This window comes from Streptomyces resistomycificus (assembly GCF_001514265.1).
GTDB classification, from domain to species: domain Bacteria; phylum Actinomycetota; class Actinomycetes; order Streptomycetales; family Streptomycetaceae; genus Streptomyces; species Streptomyces resistomycificus.
The window spans coordinates 414,754-433,719 of sequence record NZ_KQ948991.1 but is presented as its reverse complement, the minus strand read 5'-3'; the positions used below and the strand labels follow the sequence as shown (position 1 = coordinate 433,719).

The 18,966-nt window shown below is 70.5% G+C and carries 13 protein-coding genes; 8 read left to right on the top strand and 5 right to left on the bottom strand.

What is annotated here, in order from left to right:
• Positions 1-52 precede the first annotated feature (52 nt).
• On the bottom strand, positions 53-2,191 hold the full coding sequence (locus AQJ84_RS16420; RefSeq protein WP_030042133.1) for an ATP-binding SpoIIE family protein phosphatase: 2,139 nt from the start codon (positions 2,189-2,191) through the stop codon (positions 53-55).
• Between the two features lie 150 nt (positions 2,192-2,341).
• On the opposite strand from AQJ84_RS16420, the gene aspS reads away from it, so the two are divergent.
• From aspS to AQJ84_RS16405, 3 genes are all read left to right on the top strand, one after another.
• Complete coding sequence (aspS, locus tag AQJ84_RS16415) at positions 2,342-4,105, top strand: aspartate--tRNA ligase (protein WP_030042132.1); 1,764 nt, start codon at positions 2,342-2,344, stop codon at positions 4,103-4,105.
• Positions 4,106-4,539: 434 nt separating this feature from the next.
• The gene (locus AQJ84_RS16410) at positions 4,540-5,883 is read left to right on the top strand and encodes an MFS transporter (protein ID WP_030042131.1); all 1,344 of its coding nucleotides are present in this window, start codon (positions 4,540-4,542) and stop codon (positions 5,881-5,883) included.
• Positions 5,884-6,057: 174 nt separating this feature from the next.
• Positions 6,058-6,465 (top strand): hypothetical protein, encoded by a 408-nt coding sequence (locus AQJ84_RS16405; RefSeq protein ID WP_225889100.1) that lies wholly within the window; start codon positions 6,058-6,060, stop codon positions 6,463-6,465.
• 35 nt (positions 6,466-6,500) lie between these two features.
• Here AQJ84_RS16405 and AQJ84_RS16400 read toward each other — a convergent pair whose 3' ends face one another.
• Positions 6,501-9,710: an FG-GAP-like repeat-containing protein gene (locus AQJ84_RS16400; protein WP_053191441.1), complete on the bottom strand. Its 3,210-nt coding sequence runs from the start codon at positions 9,708-9,710 to the stop codon at positions 6,501-6,503.
• A gap of 124 nt (positions 9,711-9,834) precedes the next feature.
• Between AQJ84_RS16400 and AQJ84_RS16395 the strand changes: the two genes are divergently transcribed.
• The 5 genes from AQJ84_RS16395 (at position 9,835) to AQJ84_RS16375 (ending at position 15,058) form a co-directional block, all read left to right on the top strand.
• The gene (locus AQJ84_RS16395) at positions 9,835-10,461 is read left to right on the top strand and encodes a DUF4956 domain-containing protein (RefSeq protein ID WP_030042128.1); all 627 of its coding nucleotides are present in this window, start codon (positions 9,835-9,837) and stop codon (positions 10,459-10,461) included.
• On the top strand, positions 10,458-11,249 hold the full coding sequence (locus AQJ84_RS16390) for a polyphosphate polymerase domain-containing protein (RefSeq protein WP_030042127.1): 792 nt from the start codon (positions 10,458-10,460) through the stop codon (positions 11,247-11,249). The genes AQJ84_RS16395 and AQJ84_RS16390 overlap by 4 nt, the downstream gene beginning before the upstream one ends.
• A complete protein-coding gene (locus tag AQJ84_RS16385) occupies positions 11,246-13,060 on the top strand; it encodes a carbohydrate-binding domain-containing protein (RefSeq protein ID WP_053191439.1) in 1,815 nt (604 codons plus the stop codon). The genes AQJ84_RS16390 and AQJ84_RS16385 overlap by 4 nt, the downstream gene beginning before the upstream one ends.
• A gap of 120 nt (positions 13,061-13,180) precedes the next feature.
• Positions 13,181-13,546: a cupin domain-containing protein gene (locus AQJ84_RS16380; protein ID WP_030042125.1), complete on the top strand. Its 366-nt coding sequence runs from the start codon at positions 13,181-13,183 to the stop codon at positions 13,544-13,546.
• 168 nt (positions 13,547-13,714) lie between these two features.
• Positions 13,715-15,058, top strand: a complete 1,344-nt coding sequence (locus AQJ84_RS16375) for a pectate lyase family protein (RefSeq protein WP_030042124.1) — start codon at positions 13,715-13,717, stop codon at positions 15,056-15,058.
• Between the two features lie 63 nt (positions 15,059-15,121).
• Here AQJ84_RS16375 and AQJ84_RS16370 read toward each other — a convergent pair whose 3' ends face one another.
• The 3 genes from AQJ84_RS16370 to AQJ84_RS16360 form a co-directional block, all read right to left on the bottom strand.
• Positions 15,122-15,487: a PH domain-containing protein gene (locus tag AQJ84_RS16370; protein WP_030042123.1), complete on the bottom strand. Its 366-nt coding sequence runs from the start codon at positions 15,485-15,487 to the stop codon at positions 15,122-15,124.
• A 48-nt stretch (positions 15,488-15,535) separates the two neighbouring features.
• Positions 15,536-17,152, bottom strand: coding sequence for a methionine--tRNA ligase (metG, locus tag AQJ84_RS16365; RefSeq protein WP_030042122.1), 1,617 nt, complete (start codon positions 17,150-17,152; stop codon positions 15,536-15,538).
• A gap of 185 nt (positions 17,153-17,337) precedes the next feature.
• Complete coding sequence (locus AQJ84_RS16360) at positions 17,338-18,954, bottom strand: VWA domain-containing protein (protein ID WP_030042121.1); 1,617 nt, start codon at positions 18,952-18,954, stop codon at positions 17,338-17,340.
• Positions 18,955-18,966 lie beyond the last annotated feature (12 nt).

The window sequence follows — 18,966 nt, the reverse complement described above, 5'->3', positions numbered from 1 at the left end:
GCCTCGGAAGCTAGGCACGCATCGGGGCAACAGGCGTTCGCAGCAAAGATGTTCACTCGTTGGTGGACGGGCGTATCGATTCAGCCGTCGACTCGTGCAGCTCGAACCAGATGCTCTTGCCCTCGCCTCTCGGGTCGACGCCCCACACGTCGGCGAGCAGTTCGATCAGGACCAGGCCGCGGCCGGACGACGCCAGTTCGCCGGGGCTGCGCTTGTGCGGGAGGTCGTCGCTGGTGTCCGTGACCTCGATGCGCATCCGGCGGGTGCCGGGCTCGCCCCGTACCTCGGCCAGCAGCAGCGCGTCCGCGTCGGTGTGGACGAGGACGTTGGTCAGCATCTCGGAGAGGAGGAGGACCGCCGAGTCGGTCTGGTCCTGGGAGGCCCAGTCGTGGAGGAGCTCGCGCAGCTGCTGGCGGGCCACGGCCACGCGTTCGGGTTCCGCCTGGGCCACCGAGAGCATCGTGCGGCGGACCTTGGGGCGGGCCACGACGGTGTCGCCGCATCCGCAGCCCTCGCCCTGCCGGCACAGCAGCAGGACGGCGATGTCGTCCTCGCGCCGGTCGGCCAGGGGGCCGGTGGTGTGGTGGGAGGAGGGGCCGTGCACGGCCTGGACCAGGGCGTCGGCGAGGGCCTCCAGGTCGCCGTCGTGCTCCTCCAGGATCGCCCGGATGCGCTTCCAGCCGGTCTCGCTGTCGTGGCCGCCGGTCTCGATCAGGCCGTCGGTGCAGATCAGCAGGGTCTCGCCGGGTTCGAGGACGATCCGGGTGGTGGGGTAGTCGGCGTCGGGGTCGATGCCGAGGGGGAGACCGCCGGCCGTGGGGCGGGTGAGGACCGTGCCGTCCGCCATGCGGATCGCGGGGTCGGGGTGGCCGGCGCGGGCGACGTCCAGGATGCCGGTCGCGGGGTCGGCCTCCACGTACAGGCAGGTCGCGAAGCGGTGGTCCGAGAGGTTCTCGTCGCCGTAGGTCATGCCGTGCAGGAAGCGGGACGCGCGGGAGAGGACCGCGTCGGGGCGGTGGCCCTCCGAGGCGTAGGCCCGCAGGGCGATGCGGAGCTGGCCCATCAGGCCCGCCGCGCGGACGTCGTGGCCCTGGACGTCACCGATCACCAGGGCGAAGCGGCCGTTGGGCAGGGGGATCATGTCGTACCAGTCGCCGCCGACCTGGAGGCCGCCGCCGGTCGGGACGTACCGTGCGGCGACGCTCATGCCCGGTATGTGGTGGCCCAGGGTGGGCAGCATCGAGCGTTGCAGCCCGTCGGTCAGTTCGCGTTCGGACTCCGCCACGCCGGCCCGGGACAGGGCCTGGGCGAGCATCCGCGCCACCGTCGTCAGGACGGAGCGCTCGTCGGGGGTGAACGCCACCGGGTAGGCGAAGGCCGCCATCCAGGCGCCCAGGGTGCGGCCGGCGACCGTCAGCGGCAGGAACGCCCAGGAGTGGCGGCCGAAGGGCTGGGCGAGCGGCCAGGTGACCGGGTAGCGGGCTTTGTAGTCCTCGGGGGTGGCGAGGTAGACGGCGCGGCCGGTGCGGACGACCTCGGCGGCGGGGTAGTCGGTGGCGAGGGCCATGTGGGAGAAGGGGCTCTCGTCGTCCGGCTGCTGGCCGTGCTGCCCGATGAGGGTGAGGCGGTCGCCCTGGACGCCGAAGACGGCCAGGCCGTCCGGCGAGAAGCCGGGCATGGAGAGGCCGGCGGCGACCCGCAGCACCTCGGCGGTGGAGCGGGCCTCGGCCAGGGCGCGGCCGGCGTCCAGCAGGAAGGCCTCCCGGGAGCGGCGCCAGTCGCCGGTGACCGGGGTGCGTGCGGCGGCACCCGGCGGGGGTTCGGTGACCTCCTGGAGGGTGCCGACGAGCTCGTAGTGCCCGGTGGCCGGGTCGACGATCGGTTTGGAGCGGCTGCGGACGGTACGGATCACGCGACCGTGTTCGTCCATGACCCGCAGCCGGGCCTCGGCGAGGGTGCCCTCGGCGACGGCGAGCTGGACGACGCCGTCGATCTCGTTCCAGTCGACCGGGTGGAAGCGGGAGCGGATCCCGCCCTCGGTGACGGTGGTCGGTTCGGCGGCCAGCCCGACCAGACGCGCGGCCTCGGCGTCCAGTGTGACCAGCCCGGCTGTGTTGTCCCAACGCCACAGGCCGGTCGCGAGGGAGGCGAGGACCTGCCCCACGGCGGGCAGGGGCTCACCAGTGCGCATTGCCCCACTTTAGGAAAATCCCCTCGCTCAGTGCCACCCACCAGGTGCGGATTAATGGTGGGGAGGCGATCTCGGGGTGGCCGGTACCCTTGGGAGGTCCGGGCACCGGGCCCCGGAGATCCCCGATCAGCGAAGGCTGGATGAACGACGATGCATCGGTACAGGTCCCACACCTGCGGCGAGCTCCGCGCCTCTGACGTCGGCTCCGACGTCCGGCTGAGCGGCTGGCTGCACAATCGGCGCGACCTGGGCGGCATCCTCTTCATCGATCTGCGCGACCACTACGGCATCACGCAGCTGGTCGCCCGTCCCGGCACCCCGGCCTACGAGGCTCTCGACAAGGTCTCCAAGGAGTCCACGGTCCGTGTCGACGGCCAGGTTGTTTCACGTGGAACCGAGAACGTGAACCCGGACCTCCCGACCGGCGAGATCGAGGTCGAGGTCGGTGACGTCGAGCTGCTCGGCGCGGCCGCCCCGCTGCCCTTCACGATCAACGCGGAGGACGGTGTCAACGAGGAGCGGCGCCTGGAGTACCGCTTCCTGGACCTGCGCCGCGAGCGCATGCACCGCAACATCATGCTGCGTACGGCGGTGATCAGCGCCATTCGTCACAAGATGACGGCCCTCGGGTTCAACGAGATGGCTACGCCGATCCTGTCCGCGACCTCGCCCGAGGGCGCCCGCGACTTCGTGGTCCCTTCCCGGCTGCACGCGGGCAGGTTCTACGCCCTGCCGCAGGCCCCGCAGCAGTTCAAGCAGCTGCTGATGATCTCGGGCTTCGACCGCTACTTCCAGATCGCGCCCTGTTTCCGTGACGAGGACGCCCGCGCGGACCGTTCGCCGGGCGAGTTTTACCAGCTCGACGTGGAGATGAGCTTCGTCGAGCAGGAGGACGTCTTCCAGCCGATCGAGAAGCTCATGACCGAGCTGTTCGAGGAGTTCGGCGGCGGTCGCCACGTCACCTCGCCCTTCCCGCGGATCCCGTTCCGGGAGTCGATGCTGAAGTACGGCTCCGACAAGCCGGACCTGCGGGCCCAGCTGGAGCTGGTGGACATCACCGACGTCTTCGAGGGCTCGGAGTTCAAGGCCTTCGCGGGCAAGCACGTGCGTGCCCTGGCCGTGCCGGACGTCTCCGCGCAGCCCCGGAAGTTCTTCGACCAGCTCGGTGACTTCGCGGTCTCGCAGGGCGCGAAGGGCCTGGCCTGGGTGCGGGTCGCGGAGGACGGTTCGCTGTCCGGCCCGATCGCGAAGTTCCTCACCGAGGAGAACGTGGCCGAGCTGACCAAGCGTCTGTCGCTGGCCGCCGGTCACGCCGTGTTCTTCGGCGCGGGCGAGTTCGACGAGGTCTCGAAGATCATGGGCGCGGTGCGGGTCGAGGCCGCCAAGCGTGCCGGGCACTTCGAGGAGAACGTCTTCCGGTTCTGCTGGATCGTCGACTTCCCGATGTACGAGAAGGACGAGGAGACCGGCGCGATCGACTTCTCGCACAACCCGTTCTCCATGCCGCAGGGCGGTCTGGAGGCCCTGGAGAACCAGGACCCGCTGGACATCCTGGGCTGGCAGTACGACATCGTCTGCAACGGCGTCGAGCTGTCCTCGGGCGCGATCCGGAACCACGAGCCGGAGATCATGCTCAAGGCGTTCGAGATCGCGGGCTACGACCGCGAGACCGTCGAGGACAAGTTCGCCGGCATGCTGCGCGCGTTCCGCTTCGGCGCCCCGCCGCACGGCGGGATCGCGCCCGGCGTCGACCGCATCGTGATGCTGCTGGCGGACGAGCCGAACATCCGCGAGACGATCTCCTTCCCGCTCAACGGCAACGCCCAGGACCTGATGATGGGCGCGCCGACGGAGCTGGAGGAGGCCCGCCTGCGGGAGCTGCACCTGTCGGTTCGCAAGCCCCAGCCGAAGTAAGGCAAGCGTTTCGACAAGGCTGATCCGAAAGGGACCTGAAATCGCCCGTCGATTTCAGGTCCCTTTCGTGTGTGCGGGGAAAGGGGCCGTTTTCTCAGCTCGTGACCGCCCCACGAGGCAACGGGCGTAGGGGATGTCACGCGCCGAAAGGTCGTCGTGGTGGGTGCCGGTGGCGCGGTCGCCGTGGCGGGTCTGGGCGGCACCGCGCTCGCGGCGAACGCCTTCGCCGGGGAGGAGGGTCCCACGGAGGCCATAGGCGTCGCGCGGACGAGGCGAACGACGGCACCTGATCGGCGGCCGGCCCCACGGGTTGTCGTGTTCACATACATGTAGATCCGCTCAACCCATTGACCCGGAAGATCGACCTCCGTAACGTCCCCCAGTGCCCGCGTACGTGATTGCAGTTCACGTATGTGCACGTAAGGGAGACAACGATGTCAGAAGCTGCCGTGATGCCCGAAGCCGAACAGCGGGCGGTGGGCAAGTTCCTGCGCCGGATGCTGCCGATCCTGGTCCTGATGCTGCTGGTCAACCAGATGGACCGGACGAACGTCGGCTTCGTGCAGGACGAACTGCGGGCCGACGTGGGGGTCAGCGCCACCGCGTACGGACTCGGTGCCGGCCTGTTCTTCATCGGGTACGCGCTGTTCGAGGTGCCGAGCAACATGCTCCTGGAGCGGTTCGGCGCCCGGGTCTGGCTCACCCGCATCATGATCACCTGGGGTCTGGTCATCGTGGCGATGTGCTTCATCCACAACGTCACGATGTTCTACGCCCTGCGCTTCCTCCTCGGCGTCGCGGAGGCCGGCTTCTTCCCCGGTGTGCTCCTCTACTTCACCCAGTGGCTGCCCGACTCCAGCCGGGGCCGGGCGAGCGCGATCTTCCTCGGCGGTTCGGCGACGGCGTACATCGTGACCGGTCCCATCACGGGCGCGCTCCTGGAGATGCACGGGGTGGGCGGATTCGCCGGCTGGCGCTGGATGTTCGCGCTGGAGGGCGTCTTCTCGATCGTCGTCGGGTTCGTCGCAGGGTTCTTCCTGGTCTCCCGCATCGAGGACGCCCGCTGGCTCTCCGCCGAGGAGAAGGAGGCGCTGAGCGCGGCGGTCGCCCGGGACGAGGAGGCCCGCAGCCGCGCCCCCAAGGTGTCCCGCCTCAAGCTCATCCTCCATCCGCAGGTCGCCCTGCTGACCGGCGTCTTCTTCGCCATGGCCCTCACCGGGTACGCGATCACCTTCTGGCTGCCGAGTCTGGTCGACGACATCGGCGGACTCTCCCCCTTCCAGGTCGGACTGCTGACGGCCGTCCCGTGGATCTGTGCCGTGATCGCGATGTACACGGTGAGCCACTTCACCGACAAGGCCCCGGACCGTCGCCCCTACCTGGCGATCGCCCTGGTCCTGTCGGCCGTGGGCACCTTCCTCGCCACCCTGGGCTCCCCCTGGTTCGGGCTCGCCGCCCTCACGCTGGCCGCGGTCGGCGGCAAGTGCGCGGCCACCCTGTACTGGCCCATGGCCCAGTCCGGACTCGACCTCAAGATCGCCGCGCCGGGACTGGCCGTGGTCAACTCCATCGGGAACCTGGGTGGATTCGTCTCCCCGACCCTCTTCGGCTATCTCAAGGACACGACCGGCAGCACCAACGGAGGCCTGTACACGCTCTCCGCCGCGTCGCTGCTCGCCGTGATCGGCGTGGTCTACGTCAGGAACACCCGCGGTGGGACCGACGCCCTGCCGCGGACCGCGCCTCAGGCGGCCGCCGAACGGCCCGTCGCGTCCTGAGGCACCGAGGAAGCCCGGGGTGACCACGCCCCGGGCGCCACTCCGGCCGCTCTCGGGAACCTCATGGGCGCCGCACAGACTTCTTGTGGGGCACGCACAGAGGCAGACGGTCTTATGGGGGAACCCGAGAGTCGTACGACCCGCGTACGCCCTGAGTCGCCGGAGGTGGAGACCGTGGCATTCGCCGCCCTGCTTTCCCTGCTGCTGATCGCCGGTGCGGTGGGCGCGATCGTCGCTCAGCGTTGCCTCGGCCGCTCGGACGCCCTGTCCGGCCTCGACGAGGAGGCCGAGGCCAACCGGTGGGTGGTACGGCTCGGCGGCAGCCTGTCCCTCCTCGACGCGCGGACCCTGGCACGCGCCGACGCAAACGCCGTCCAGGCCCTGGCGGACGCCACCGAACGGCTCCGCACCGCCCGCGCCCTCCTCGCCACCGCCCACACCGGAGCGGAGTACGCGCAGGTGAAGCACACGGCCACGGAGGGGCTCGGGCACGTCCGTGAGGCCCGGACCGCCCTCGGGCTCGACAGTGACCAGCCGTCACCCGGGCCGGGGCGACGGCGGGGTCTCGTCGGGTCGGGCTGAGCGCCTCCCGCCGTCCGGCGGTTGTGGTTCCTGCCTCAGGACAGGGACTTGTAACCGCTCCAGCCCGACGCGATCTTCACGCGCCCGCCGAACGACCCCTTGCCGTCACCGCTGTTGCGCCACAGGTTTCCGGACGTGTCCCTGGACACCAGGTCGGCCCTGCCGTCGTCCGTGATGTCGCCCAGGCCGACGACGACGTCGTACGAGCCTCCCCAGTCGGCGAAGACCTTCACACGGGCGGAGAAGGTGCCGTTGCCCTTGCCGAGGTAGCGGTACAGGGTGTTCGCCTTGTCCTGGGCGAGGAGGTCGCCGATGCCGTCGCCGTCGAGGTCACCGGCGCCGACGACCTTCTTGTACGTCTTCCAGTTGTCGTAGAGCTTCACGCGCGCGGACAGCTTGCCCGTGCTCGTGCCCTGGTAGAGGTACACCGCCCCGGTGGAGGTGTTGCGGGCGATCAGGTCCGCGCGGCCGTCGCCGCTCACGTCACCCGGGGACGTCAGCACGTCGTACTGGGTCCACCCGCTGGTGGCGAGGGTCGTGTACGACGTCGTCGGCTTGACCGCGGCGCCGCAGCCCGGCTTGTACAGCCGCAGCGCCCCGCTGCTCAGGCGTACCAGCACGTCGTTGCAACGGTCGCCGCTCAGGTCCCCGAACGGCACGAACCGCGCGGTCGTCGGCCAGCCCGTGCCGGTGTACTTGGAGCCGACCTTGCCCGTGCCGGTGCCGCTGTGGAAGGTCAGGCCTCCGGAGGAGTTGAGGGTGAGCAGGTCACCCCGGCCGTCCGGGCCGTCGGGGCTGGTGAAGTCGTGGCGTACGGCCGCGCCCCGCAACAGGTAGCCCTGGCCGGTCGCCACGGTGGACGCCGTCGACGTGCCCTGGCCGGTCGCCTCGAGGGCCCAGGTGAACTCGCCGTTCGGGAAGTGGCCGCCGTTCGCCGTCTTGCCGCTCCAGTTCGCCGACACCCAGGCGGCGGCCGCTCCGCCGGTGATCGTGCGGGTGGCCCTGCCGGTCGCGCCGCTCTGGACGGAGGTGAAGGTGAGGGACCAGGAGGTGGCCGGGCGGGACAGCAGCCACCGGCCGGCCCAGGCCGTCGACGAGCCCGGCTCGACGTAGCTTCCGGCCTCCGACTCGAAGGCCGTCGGTGCCGACGGCGGCACGCCGGTCGTCGCGACGTGCGTCTGCTCGAACGTGTCGAACCACGCGACCAGGCCCGTGTACTCGTCGACCGTCCACCGGTAGCGGCGGTCCATGGGGAGCCCCTTGTCGGGCAGACCGGAGGCGATCACCCGGGTCGTGCCCGTGGCCGCGTCGGTCAGGACCAGCCGGTGGGTGCCGTGGTCGTGGCGGACGGTGAAGCCGTCCCCTAGCAGCACGTCACCGGGCTGTACGGCGACCGACGTGCCGGCCTTCGTGTCGTACACGCCCGCCGAGTCCGTCCCGCAGGACCAGTACACCCAGCGGCCCGCCGCCTGGAGCTCGCTCGGCACACAGCCGAGAGAGGGGACCGTCACGGTGGCGAGCGTCTTGTTCTGCGTGAGGCTGTACGAGGTGAGCTGCCCGGCCGTGGTGGTGGCGCTCCACAGGGTGGAGCCGTTCAGGGCGGCGGCGCGTACGGACCGCTTCAGCTTCTGCCCCCGGCCGAACTCGCCGACGTACTGCATCGGGGCCGAGCCGCCGGAGTCGTAGACGGCGTAGTCGTCGGAGACGTCGACGATGGCGCCGCCCTGGGTGCCGTGGAAGGACATCGGGTTGTAGCCGATGGAGACCAGCTGGTCCGCGTTCTCCAGGCCGCTGCCGCCCTCGTCGCTGTCGTAGAACGTGTTGAGGTAGACGTCCTGGGCGTCGGTCCCGTCGAAGTTGCCCCACATCGCCGAGCAGGTGGTGTCCGCGTACGGGCAGGTCGGCCTGACCGAGGAGCTCTCCGTGGCGGCGGACGCGGTCAGCTGGGTGCTGCCGTTCGTGGTGAGCGTGCGGACGGACGTGGTGTCCGAGGCGCTGCTTTGTCTGTCCTCCGCGACGCGCAGGCTGCCGCGGCTGAGCGCGAGCCCGGTCTTGGCGTTCTCGTACGGTGGGACCTTGGTCAGCTTCCGCAGCTGCGGGGTGCCGTCGGAGCCGAGGCTCACGCGGTACACCCACCAGTCGGCAGCGGTGGTGCCGCCCGTGACGACGGCGCCGCCGTCGGGAGTGGCCAGCGGGGTGCCGTACGAACCGGCCAGCAGGGTCTTCCTGGTGCCGTCGGTCAGGGACACGGCTGTGACGCCGGGGACACCGGTCAGGACCAGCCAGTCACCGACGAGCACCGGATAGGGGGCGAGGGTGGGCTCCTCGCCGGGCACCGGGACCGTCTCCTGGGCCGACAGGTCGGCACGCGGCTTGAGGTGCAGTCCGGCGGCCTGCGTGTACCAGCCGACGCGGTCGTCGGTCAGCACGAGCTCCGGCAGCCTCTCCTCGGACAGGCCGGTGAAGACGGGGGTGAGCCGCGCGGTGGCGAAGTCGAGGTAGCCGACGGTGTACTGCGTGAGGTCGCCGTTCTCGTCGCGCTCCGGGTAGGTCAGCAGGGCGCCGTTCTCGTCGCCGGTGCGCGCGTTGTTCCACTCCCACCAGACGTCGGCCGGGTAGCCGGTGACCACGCGGTCGCGCTGCCTGCCGTCGACGAGGTCGACCAGGTGCAGCACATGTCCGTCCAGCTGGGTCCCGTCGACGACGCCGTTCCACTCGACGGTGACGGTCGTGTCGCCGTAGGTGCCCACCCGGTCGGCCGACTGGCTCAGGTCGACGGTCCGCAGGGCGCCACCGCCCGGGCTCCACAGCGACACCGGGTCGCCGTAGGTCCGGTGCGGCAGCGCGACCGTGTCGGCGGCCTGCCCGAAGACGCCCGAGGCGCAGCGCGTCTCCACGTTGTAGCAGCTGGTGGTGGTCGGGGTGTACACCCCGGACGGTGTCTCGACGGTGACGGTGCCGCCGTCCTCGTAGTCCGTCCACAGCAGGCCCGCGACCCCCGACTGCCGGTGCAGGAAGCCGGTCTCGCCCGCCGCCAGCAGCCGCTCGGCGCGCCGCAGATCGGTGCGCGGGTCGTCCAGGACGATCTCGGTGGTGCCGGCCGCGGCGGCCGCCGTCGCGGCCTGAGCGGCGCCGCCGCCGTCCTTCGTACCGGAGAACAAGGTGATGGATCCGGCCGCCACGGCGACCGCGAGCGCGGAGACGAGCGCGGCACGACCGCCCCGTCTCAGGGCGTGTCTGCCCACGTGAGTTGTCCCTCCCCCACGAGGGCCCGGCCCTCGCACAAGTGGCCGGATATTATCAAGCTTTCTCAAAGTTGCTTAAGAGTTCTCAAAGTCGGTTCACAGGACGTTCCCCGACTGTTTTCCCATGTCTTCAACGGCAGTTCACCAACTGGCACTTGTCGCCTCCGACCTGGTAGCGGTCGGCGTCCTCGTCTTCGGGGTCTACTTCCCGCGCCATCACCGCCGGGACCTGGTCACCGCGTTCCTCGGCGTCAACGTGGGCGTGCTCGCCGTGGCGATGACGCTCAGCTCCGCGTCCGTGGGGATCGGGCTGGGGATGGGGCTGTTCGGGGTGCTGTCGATCATCCGGCTGCGGTCGTACGAGATCGCCCAGCACGAGATCGCGTACTACTTCTCCGCGCTCGCCATCGGCCTGCTCGCCGGGCTTCCCGAACGCGCGAACTGGCTGACCGCGTCGATGACCGTGCTGATCGTCGCCGTGCTGTACGTCGGTGACCATCCGCGCCTCTTCCCCCGCCACCGCCAACGCAGCCTGCGCCTGGACTCCGCGCACACCGACGAGGACGCCCTGCGCGCGCACCTCGAAGTGCTGCTGGGCGGGCGGGTGGTGAACCTGTCGGTCAAGAGCGTCGACCTCGTCAACGACACGACCCAGGTGGAGGTCCGGTACGTCGTCGGGGACCGCCCGCGGGTCCCCGAGGACACGGACGCGGACGCGTACGTTCCCGTCGAGCAGGGTGTGCGAGCGTGACCGCCCTCGACGGTCCGGGGACCGCGGTCGGCGCGCTGCGGCCGATCGGGCTGGTCGAGCTCGTCGCCCGGGCCGAGCTGCTGACCCGGCTGGACCGCAAGTACATGCTGCCCGTCGTGGACCTGCCCTTCGTGCTCGGCGGCCTCGACGAGGACGTGCGGGTCCTGGAGATCGACGGGCGACGGGACTTCGGGTACCGGTCCGTGTACTTCGACACCCCCGCGCTCGACGGCTACCTGCGCACCGCACGACAGCGCCGACGCCGCTTCAAGCTCCGGGTGCGCAGCTATCTCGACGCCGACCGGCACTTCCTCGAGGTCAAGACCCGCGGCCCGCGCGGCACCACGGTCAAGCACCGCGTCCCCTACGACGGCGATCCGCATCGCCTCGACCAGGACGCTCGGGCGTACGCCGACGGTGTGCTCCGCGAGGCCCGCATCGACACCGCGGGCCTGCGCCTCGATCCGGTGCTGACCACCTCCTACCGGCGCACGACCCTCTTCCTCCCGGCCACCGCGAGCCGCGTCACCGTCGACACGGGGCTGACCTGGTCCCTCCCCGATGGCACCGCCACCCTGCGGACCCCCGAGCGCGCGATCGTCGAGACCAAGGCCGGCCGGGCCGGATCCGGTGCCGACCGGCTGCTGTGGTCGCTGAAGCACCGCCCGTGTCCCGTGTCCAAGTACGGCACCGGCCTGGCCGCCCTGCGCCCCGACCTTCCATCCCACCGCTGGCTGCCCGTACTGCGGCGCCACTTTCCCACCGCCTTCGACGGGAGTCCGGCATGAGCAGCAGACCATTTCGTACGAGGGCCGCGGGCGCCCTCGCCTCCACCGTGCTCGGCGCCGCGGCCCTGGTCGGGTGCTCGGCGGACGGCGAGTTGGGCAGTGAGGCCGAGTCCGGTTCCGCCACGGCGAGTTCGGTCGCCGCCGACGGCACCCAGGACGCCGCCGCCGTCCTCGCGGACAACGAGGAGGCCAAGGCGGGCGCGGTGGACGTGGACGCCTCCGACGCCGTGGATGTCACGCTCGACGGTGACTCGGCCGACGTGGAGGGTGCGGGGGCGAAGGCCGACGGGAGCACGGTCACGATCGGTTCGGGCGGGACGTACCGGATCAGCGGGAAACTCACCGACGGGCAGATCGTCGTCAACGCGCCCGGCCGGACGGTCACGTTGATCCTCGACGGCGTCGACATCGCCAGCTCCACCGGCGCGGCGATCGCGGCGACCGAGGCGGAGGAGGTGGTCGTCGTCCTGGCCGACGGCAGCGAGAACACCCTCTCCGACACCGACTCCTACGCCGAGGACGAGGACGCCGACGCGGCCCTCTTCAGTGCCGGGAACCTGACCGTCGGGGGCGGCGGCTCGCTCCTGGTGCGCGGCAACGGCAACGACGGCATCGCGAGCAAGGACGGCCTGGTGATCGTCTCCGGCACGGTCACCGTGCAGGCCGCCGACGATGGTATCCGGGGCAAGGACCACCTCGTGGTGGAGGGCGGCACGGTCACCGTCACCGCCGGCGGCGACGGGCTCAAGGCCGACAACACCGAGGACGCGGACGCCGGTTACCTCGCCGTCGAGGGCGGCACGGTGAAGGTGACCAGCGCGGGCGACGGTGTCGACGCGGCCACCGACCTGGTGGTCACCGGCGGCAGGGTGACCGTCGCGAGCAAGGCCTCCGACGACTCCTCGGCGCACGGTCTGAAGGCGGGCGTGATCGCCGTCCTGGAGGGCGGCACGGTCACCGTCGACTCCTCCGCCGACGCCGTGCACGGTGAATCGGCCGTCCACCTCAACGGCGCCGCCGTCACCCTCACGGCCGGCGACGACGGAATGCACGCCGAGGGCGACCTGGTCATCAGCAAGGGCACGCTGGAGATCACCGGCTCCAACGAGGGGCTGGAAGGCAAGGACATCCTCGTCCGCGGCGGTTCGACGAAGGTCACCTCCCGCGACGACGGCGTCAACGCGTCCGGCAGCGAGGCGACCTCGGACGACCAGGGCGGCGGCTTCGGCGGGGGTCCCGGCGGGGGCGGCGGCGAGAGCGCCGGCGACTACACGGCCGAGGTGACCGGCGGGACCCTCGTCCTCGACTCCGAGGGCGACGGCTTCGACTCCAACGGCACCGCCGAGATCACCGGCGGCACGGTCGTCGTGGGCGGCCCCCAGCAGGGCGGCAACGGCGCACTCGACGTCAACGGCAGCTTCACCGTCGACGGTGGCACGCTCCTCGCCGCGGGCAGCGCCGGCATGGTCGTCGCCCCGGACACCGAGTCCGGGCAGGGCTGGCTCTCGGCCACCCTCGACTCGTCCGTCGAGGCCGGCACGACCCTGCACCTCGTCGACCCGGAGGGCGAGGTCGTCGCGTCGTACGTCACCTCGAAGACGATCCAGAACGTCGTGTACTCGGGCGCGGGCGTCGAGAACGGCGAGGAGTACACCGTGTACTCCGGCGGCAGCACCTCCGGCTCCGACACCGGCGGCCTGGCCGGCTCCGGAGCACTCGGCTCGGCGAAGAAGATCGCCACGGTCACGGCCGGCGAGGCCCCGGAGGGCGGCTTCGGGGGCGGCGGCCCGGGCGGTGGTGGCGGGCGGTAGCGGCCGGTAGCCGTACGGGCGGGTACCGGCACGGCTGTCGCGGGCCGTGCCGGGCGGGGCCAGACTGGAAGGAGAGGCGGAGCTTGTCGAGACCCCGCTGCCGACGCCCATGGAGGAGCCATGAAGGCAGTCATGCGGAAGGACGTACCCGTCGAGATCGAGGGTGACGGCGTCGAACTGCGGATGCAGGACATCGGCGGAGACCTGGAGGTCGCCTTCGTGCGGCTGCCCCAGGGGGCGGACATGCAGCCGGCCCTCAAGGACGAGCCCGACGGCCTGTGCCAGGTCCCCCACTGGGGCTACATGTTCAAGGGCCGGCTGAAGATGCGGACCAAGGAGGGAGACAAGGTCTACGAGGCGGGAGAGGCCTTCTACTGGGCGCCCGGCCACGCTCCCGAGGCCCTCGAGGACTGCGAGTACGTCGACTTCTCGCCCGCCAGGGAGTTCGAAGAGGTCATCGACCACATCAAGTCGAACATGGGCTGAAATCCCCTGCCCCACAGTCAGGTTGGACGAAGGAGACAACCTTTCCGGCAACCACCCCGGCAACCTTTCCGGAACCGGCGACCACAGACGAGTCGGAAGCTCCCTTCACCGGAGCTCCACACGAACCACGTGTTTCCCGAACCACGTACGTTACGTAAGGACTCATCCGTGGCATCTGCCTCCCACCGCCGGTCCCTCCGCACGCGGCGCACCCTCGTCGTCTCCGCCGCCGTCCTGGCCGCCGGAGCCGGTGCCGGCGTCTTCGTGATGAACGCGAACGCCGATGCCGTCGACCTCTACCACCAGACGCTGGGCGCCAAGGACGGCTGGGCCTCCTCCGGCACCGGGACGACCGGTGGCGCCAAGGCCGACTCCGCGCACACCTTCACCGTCTCCACCCGGGCGCAGCTCGTGAAGGCGCTGGGCTCCGCCTCCGACACCACCCCGCGGATCATCAAGGTCAAGGGCACGATCGACGCCAACACCGACGACGCGGGCAAGAAGCTGACCTGCGCCGACTACGCGTCGGGCACGGGCTACTCGCTCGCCGCCTACCTCAAGGCGTACGACCCGGCGACGTACGGCAGGTCGAAGCTGCCCTCCGGCACCCAGGAGACGGCCCGCGCCGCCGCGCAGACCAAGCAGGCGAAGAACATCGTCTTCAGGGTCCCGGCCAACACCACCCTCGTGGGCGTCCCCGGCACCAAGGCCGGCATCACGGGCGGCATGCTCCAGATCCAGAACGTGGACAACGTCGTCGTCCGCAACCTCACCTTCGCCGCCACCGAGGACTGCTTCCCGCAGTGGGACCCGACCGACGGCGACGACGGCAACTGGAACTCCAACTACGACTCCGTCACCCTGCGCGGGGCGACGCACGTCTGGGCGGACCACAACACCTTCACCGACGCGCCGCACCTCGACAGCGCCAACCCGAAGTACTTCGGCCGCGAGTACCAGATCCACGACGGCTCTCTCGACATCACCAAGGGCTCCGACCTGGTGACCGTCTCCCGCAACCAGTTCACCAACCACGACAAGACCATGCTGATCGGCAGCAGCGACACCGACAGCACGGGCAAGCTGCGCGTCTCCATCCACCACAACGTGTGGAAGGGCATCGTCCAGCGCGCCCCGCTGGCCCGCATCGGCCAGATCCACATCTACAACAACTACTACGACGTGACGACCCTCAACGGCTACGCGCCGCAGTACAGCATCAACTCCCGCGCCAAGGCCCAGGTCGTCGCGCAGAACAACTACTGGAACGTCCCCTCGACCGTGAAGGTCGCGAAGCTCCTCAGCGGCGACGGCACCGGCTCGATCGCGGGCACCGGCAACCTCGTCAACGGCACGACGACCGACCTCGTGGCCGCGTACAACGCCGCGTCGTCGAAGGACCTGAAGACGACGGTGAACTGGACCCCGACGCTGACGGCGGGCCTGGAGTCCTCGGCGAAGAGCCTGCCGACGTCGCTGGCGACGACGACGGGGGCGGGGGTCCTGAAGTAGCGGAGGCGTGAGGGCCCGGGAAACCGGGGGGAATCGGCGGGTTTCCCGGGCGCGCTGTGGTGGTCAGCCGGCCACGAACTGGGTGAGGATCGCCTGGACCTCGTAGATGTCGACGCCCTTGGTGAAGGTCTTCTGGATCGGCTCGTGGGTGCCGGAGATCCAGATCTTCAGCTCGGCGTCGAGGTCGAAGTGGCCGGCCGTCTCGACCGAGAAGTGCGTGATGCTGCGGTACGGGACGGAGTGGTACTCCACCTTCTTGCCGGTGAGCCCCTGCTTGTCGACCAGGATCAGGCGGCGGTCGGTGAACAGGATGGTGTCGCGGATGAGCAGGTAGGCGGCGTGGACCTGCTCCCCGTGGCCCAGCAGGCGCTCGTACTCCTGCTGGGCCTTGCCGGGGCTGACGGTGTGCGCGTTTCCGAACAGTGCCATGTACCCAGGGACGCGCACACGGGTGTCAGGGGTTGCCTGCGGAGCGGGCTACGCGGCCGGCTTCTCCTCCAGGCGCGGGAAGAGCACCGCGCCCTTGGTGACCGTCGAACCGACCGGGAGCACGCCCCACTCGCCCGCGTCCTGGACCCTCTGGTCCGCGAGGGCACCGAGGGTCGCCTCCGCGCCCAGCGAGTCCCACAGCTTCTGGGAGGTGTCCGGCATGACCGGGTTCAGGAGCACGGCGACGGCCCGGAGGGACTCCGCGGCCGTGTAGAGGATGGTGGCCAGGCGGGCCCGGCCCTCGGCCGAGTCGTCCTTGGCGACCTTCCAGGGCTCCTGCTCCGTGATGTAGCCGTTGACCTGCTTGACGAAGTCGAAGACGGAGAGGATGCCGCCCTGGAAGTCCAGCTCCTCGCCGATCTTGCGGTCCGCCTCCGCGACGGCCTTCGCGAGGCCCTCGTGGATCGCCTTCTCCGCCTCGCCGGACGCCGTCGCCTCCGGCAGCGTGCCGCCGAAGTACTTGCCGACCATCGCCGCGACGCGGGACGCCAGGTTGCCGTAGTCGTTCGCGAGCTCGCTGGTGTAGCGGGCCGAGAAGTCCTCCCACGAGAACGAGCCGTCCTGGCCGAAGGCGATCGCGCGCAGGAAGTACCAGCGGTACGCGTCCACGCCGAAGTGCGAGGTCAGGTCCTGCGGCTTGATGCCGGTCAGGTTCGACTTCGACATCTTCTCGCCGCCGACCATCAGCCAGCCGTTGGCCGCGATCCTGCCGGGCAGGGGCAGCCCCTGCGCCATCAGCATCGCCGGCCAGATCACCGCGTGGAAGCGGAGGATGTCCTTGCCGACCAGGTGGACGTCGGCCGGGAAGGTCTCCTCGAACTTCTGCTGGTTCTCGTTGTAGCCGACCGCGGTGGCGTAGTTCAGCAGCGCGTCGACCCACACGTAGATCACGTGCTTCTGGTCCCAGGGGATCGGGATGCCCCAGTCGAAGGTCGAGCGGGAGATGGAGAGGTCCTGCAGGCCCTGGCGTACGAAGTTCACGACCTCGTTGCGCGCGGACTCGGGCTGGATGAAGCCGGGGTTGGCCTCGTAGTGGGCGAGCAGCTTGTCGCCGTACTCGCTCAGCTTGAAGAAGTAGTTCTCCTCGCTGAGGATCTCCACGGGCTTCTTGTGGATCGGGCAGAGCTTCTGACCTGCGAAGTCGCCCTCGCCGTCGAGGAGCTCGCCGGGGAGCTTGTACTCCTCGCAGCCGACGCAGTACGGGCCCTCGTAGCCGCCCTTGTAGATCTCGTCCTTGTCGTACAGGTCCTGCACGAACTCCTGGACGCGGTCGGTGTGCCGCTTCTGCGTGGTGCGGATGAAGTCGTCGTTCGCGATCTCCAGGTGCTCCCAGAGGGGGCGCCAGGCCTCGTCGACCAACTTGTCGGCCCACTGCTGGGGGCTGACGTCGTTCGCCTCCGCGGTGCGCATGATCTTCTGACCGTGCTCGTCCGTGCCGGTGAGGTACCACACCTTCTCGCCGCGCTGACGGTGCCAGCGGGTGAGCACGTCGCCTGCGACGGTCGTATAGGCGTGGCCCAGGTGAGGAGCGTCGTTGACGTAGTAAATGGGGGTGGAGACGTAGTACGCCTTGCCACCCTGCTTCTCTGATCCAGTGGCCGCCATGCCCGAAATCCTACTGGGCCCGTGGAGATCGGCTCACCCGCGTTTCGGGGGGTGGACGCGGTGTGGCAGAGGGTGCGGCAGAGGGGTGGACGGGAAGTCGTCCACCCCTCTGGGATGCCGGCCCGGCTTCGGGCCTCGGGCCCCCAGGGCCTTGGGTCCGGGCCTCGGGCTCTGGGTGCCTGGGGCTACGGGCGCCAGGTCGCGAGTACGCCCTCGTAGAGCTCCGCGTCCGTGAGCTCGCGGGGGGTGGGGCCCGCGTGGAAGAACGACGTGTTGTCGGTCTTCAGCTTGCGGAGGTAGTCGAACGCCTTGTTGTCGTGCTCACCGAACGCGACGAAGGAGAAGAACACGGTGGGGTGGTTCTTCGCGGCGTCCGTGAGGGACTGGGTGGCGGGGGTCTTCGCGTCGGGGGCGCCGTCGGTCTGGAAGACGACGAGGGCGGGGGTCTTCGCGTCGGCCTCCTTCTCGTGGTGGCTCACGACCGCTTCCACGGCCGCGTGGTAGCTGGTACGGCCCATGCGGCCGAGGCCGGCGTGCAGCTCGTCGATCTTGTTGTCGTGGTCGGTGAGGGTCAGCTCGCCGGTGCCGTCCAGTTCCGTGGAGAAGAAGACGACGTGGACCTTGGACTCGGGGTCCAGGTGGGCGGCGAGGGCGAGGGTCTGCTCGCCGAGGGCCTGGGCGGAGCCGTCCTTGTAGTACGGGCGCATGCTCGCGGAGCGGTCCAGGACGAGGTAGATCTTGGCGGTGGTGTTGGTGAGGTTCTTGGTGGTGAGGGTGGCTGCGGCTGCGTTGTAGGCGGTGCGGAGGGTGGCCGGAACGGCCTCCTCGTCGGCCTCGGCGCCGGCCTCCTCGTCGGCCTCGTCATCGGCCTCGGCGCCGGCCGGGGCTTCGCCTTCGGCGTCGGTGTTCCCGCGGGGTGCCTGCGGCTGCGGGGTGTCGGCCTCGGCCTCGGCTTCGCCTTCGGCCTCGGTGTTCCCACCCGCACCACCCGTGCCGGCTTCGTCGTCGGCTGCGGGTGGCCCCTGTGGGGTGTCCTCGCCGTCGGCGGCCTGCGGTTCGGGGGTCGGCTCGGGCTCGGGGGTGACCTCCGCCTCGGGCTCCGGGTCGGGGGTGGCCTCGGCGGCGGGCTCCGGGTCGGGTGTGGCCTCTGCGGTCGGCTCCGGCTCTGCTTCGACGACCGGCTCGGGGTCGGGGGTGACCTCGGCTTCGGGCTCCGGGGCGGGCTCGGGGGTGGCCTCTCCCTCGGGGGTGGCCTCTCCCTCGGGCTCCGGGGTGCGCTCGGCCTCGGGCTCCGGGGTGGCTTCCGCCTCGGGCTCCGGGGTGGGCTCCGGCTCGGGGGTGGCCTCTGCCTCGGGCTCCGGGGTGGCTTCCGCCTCGGGCTCCGGGGTCGGCTCGGGGTCGGGGGTGGCCTCTGCCTCCGGCTCCGGGGTGGCCTCTGCCTGGGGCTTCGGAGCCGGGGTCGCCTCCGCGGTGGGATCCGGGGTCGGCTCGGGCTCCGGGGTGGCTTCTGGCGTCGGAGTCTCAGCCGCCGGCTTCTCCGGCTTTGTCTCGTCTGTCGAGTCTGTCGGCTTCGGGACCGACACGTTGTTGAAGGCCGCCGAGACGAGGTCGTGCTCGTCGGTGGAGGTGCGGGGTTCCGGGACCGTCGCCGTCGCCGTCGGGGACGGGGTCGGCTCTGTCGTCGGGGCGGGGACCTTCGGCGTAGGTTCCGGGGAGGCAACCTCGGTTTCCTGCGAAGGGGACGTGGTGTTCCCCTTGCGTGACCGGCCGAACGCGTTCCGCAGGAGAGTGAGAATGCCCATGTGCGCAACCCT

Excerpts from the sequence above, each read along its gene's own strand:
- AQJ84_RS16410 (WP_030042131.1), top strand. The coding sequence starts at position 4,540 with ATGTCAGAAGCTGCCGTGATGCCCGAAGCCGAACAGCGGGCGGTGGGC.
- metG (WP_030042122.1), bottom strand. The coding sequence starts at position 17,152 with ATGGCGGCCACTGGATCAGAGAAGCAGGGTGGCAAGGCGTACTACGTC.
- AQJ84_RS16420 (WP_030042133.1), bottom strand. The coding sequence starts at position 2,191 with ATGCGCACTGGTGAGCCCCTGCCCGCCGTGGGGCAGGTCCTCGCCTCC.
- AQJ84_RS16370 (WP_030042123.1), bottom strand. The coding sequence starts at position 15,487 with ATGGCACTGTTCGGAAACGCGCACACCGTCAGCCCCGGCAAGGCCCAG.
- AQJ84_RS16395 (WP_030042128.1), top strand. The coding sequence starts at position 9,835 with ATGTCTTCAACGGCAGTTCACCAACTGGCACTTGTCGCCTCCGACCTG.
- AQJ84_RS16360 (WP_030042121.1), bottom strand. The coding sequence starts at position 18,954 with ATGGGCATTCTCACTCTCCTGCGGAACGCGTTCGGCCGGTCACGCAAG.
- AQJ84_RS16380 (WP_030042125.1), top strand. The coding sequence starts at position 13,181 with ATGAAGGCAGTCATGCGGAAGGACGTACCCGTCGAGATCGAGGGTGAC.
- AQJ84_RS16385 (WP_053191439.1), top strand. The coding sequence starts at position 11,246 with ATGAGCAGCAGACCATTTCGTACGAGGGCCGCGGGCGCCCTCGCCTCC.
- aspS (WP_030042132.1), top strand. The coding sequence starts at position 2,342 with ATGCATCGGTACAGGTCCCACACCTGCGGCGAGCTCCGCGCCTCTGAC.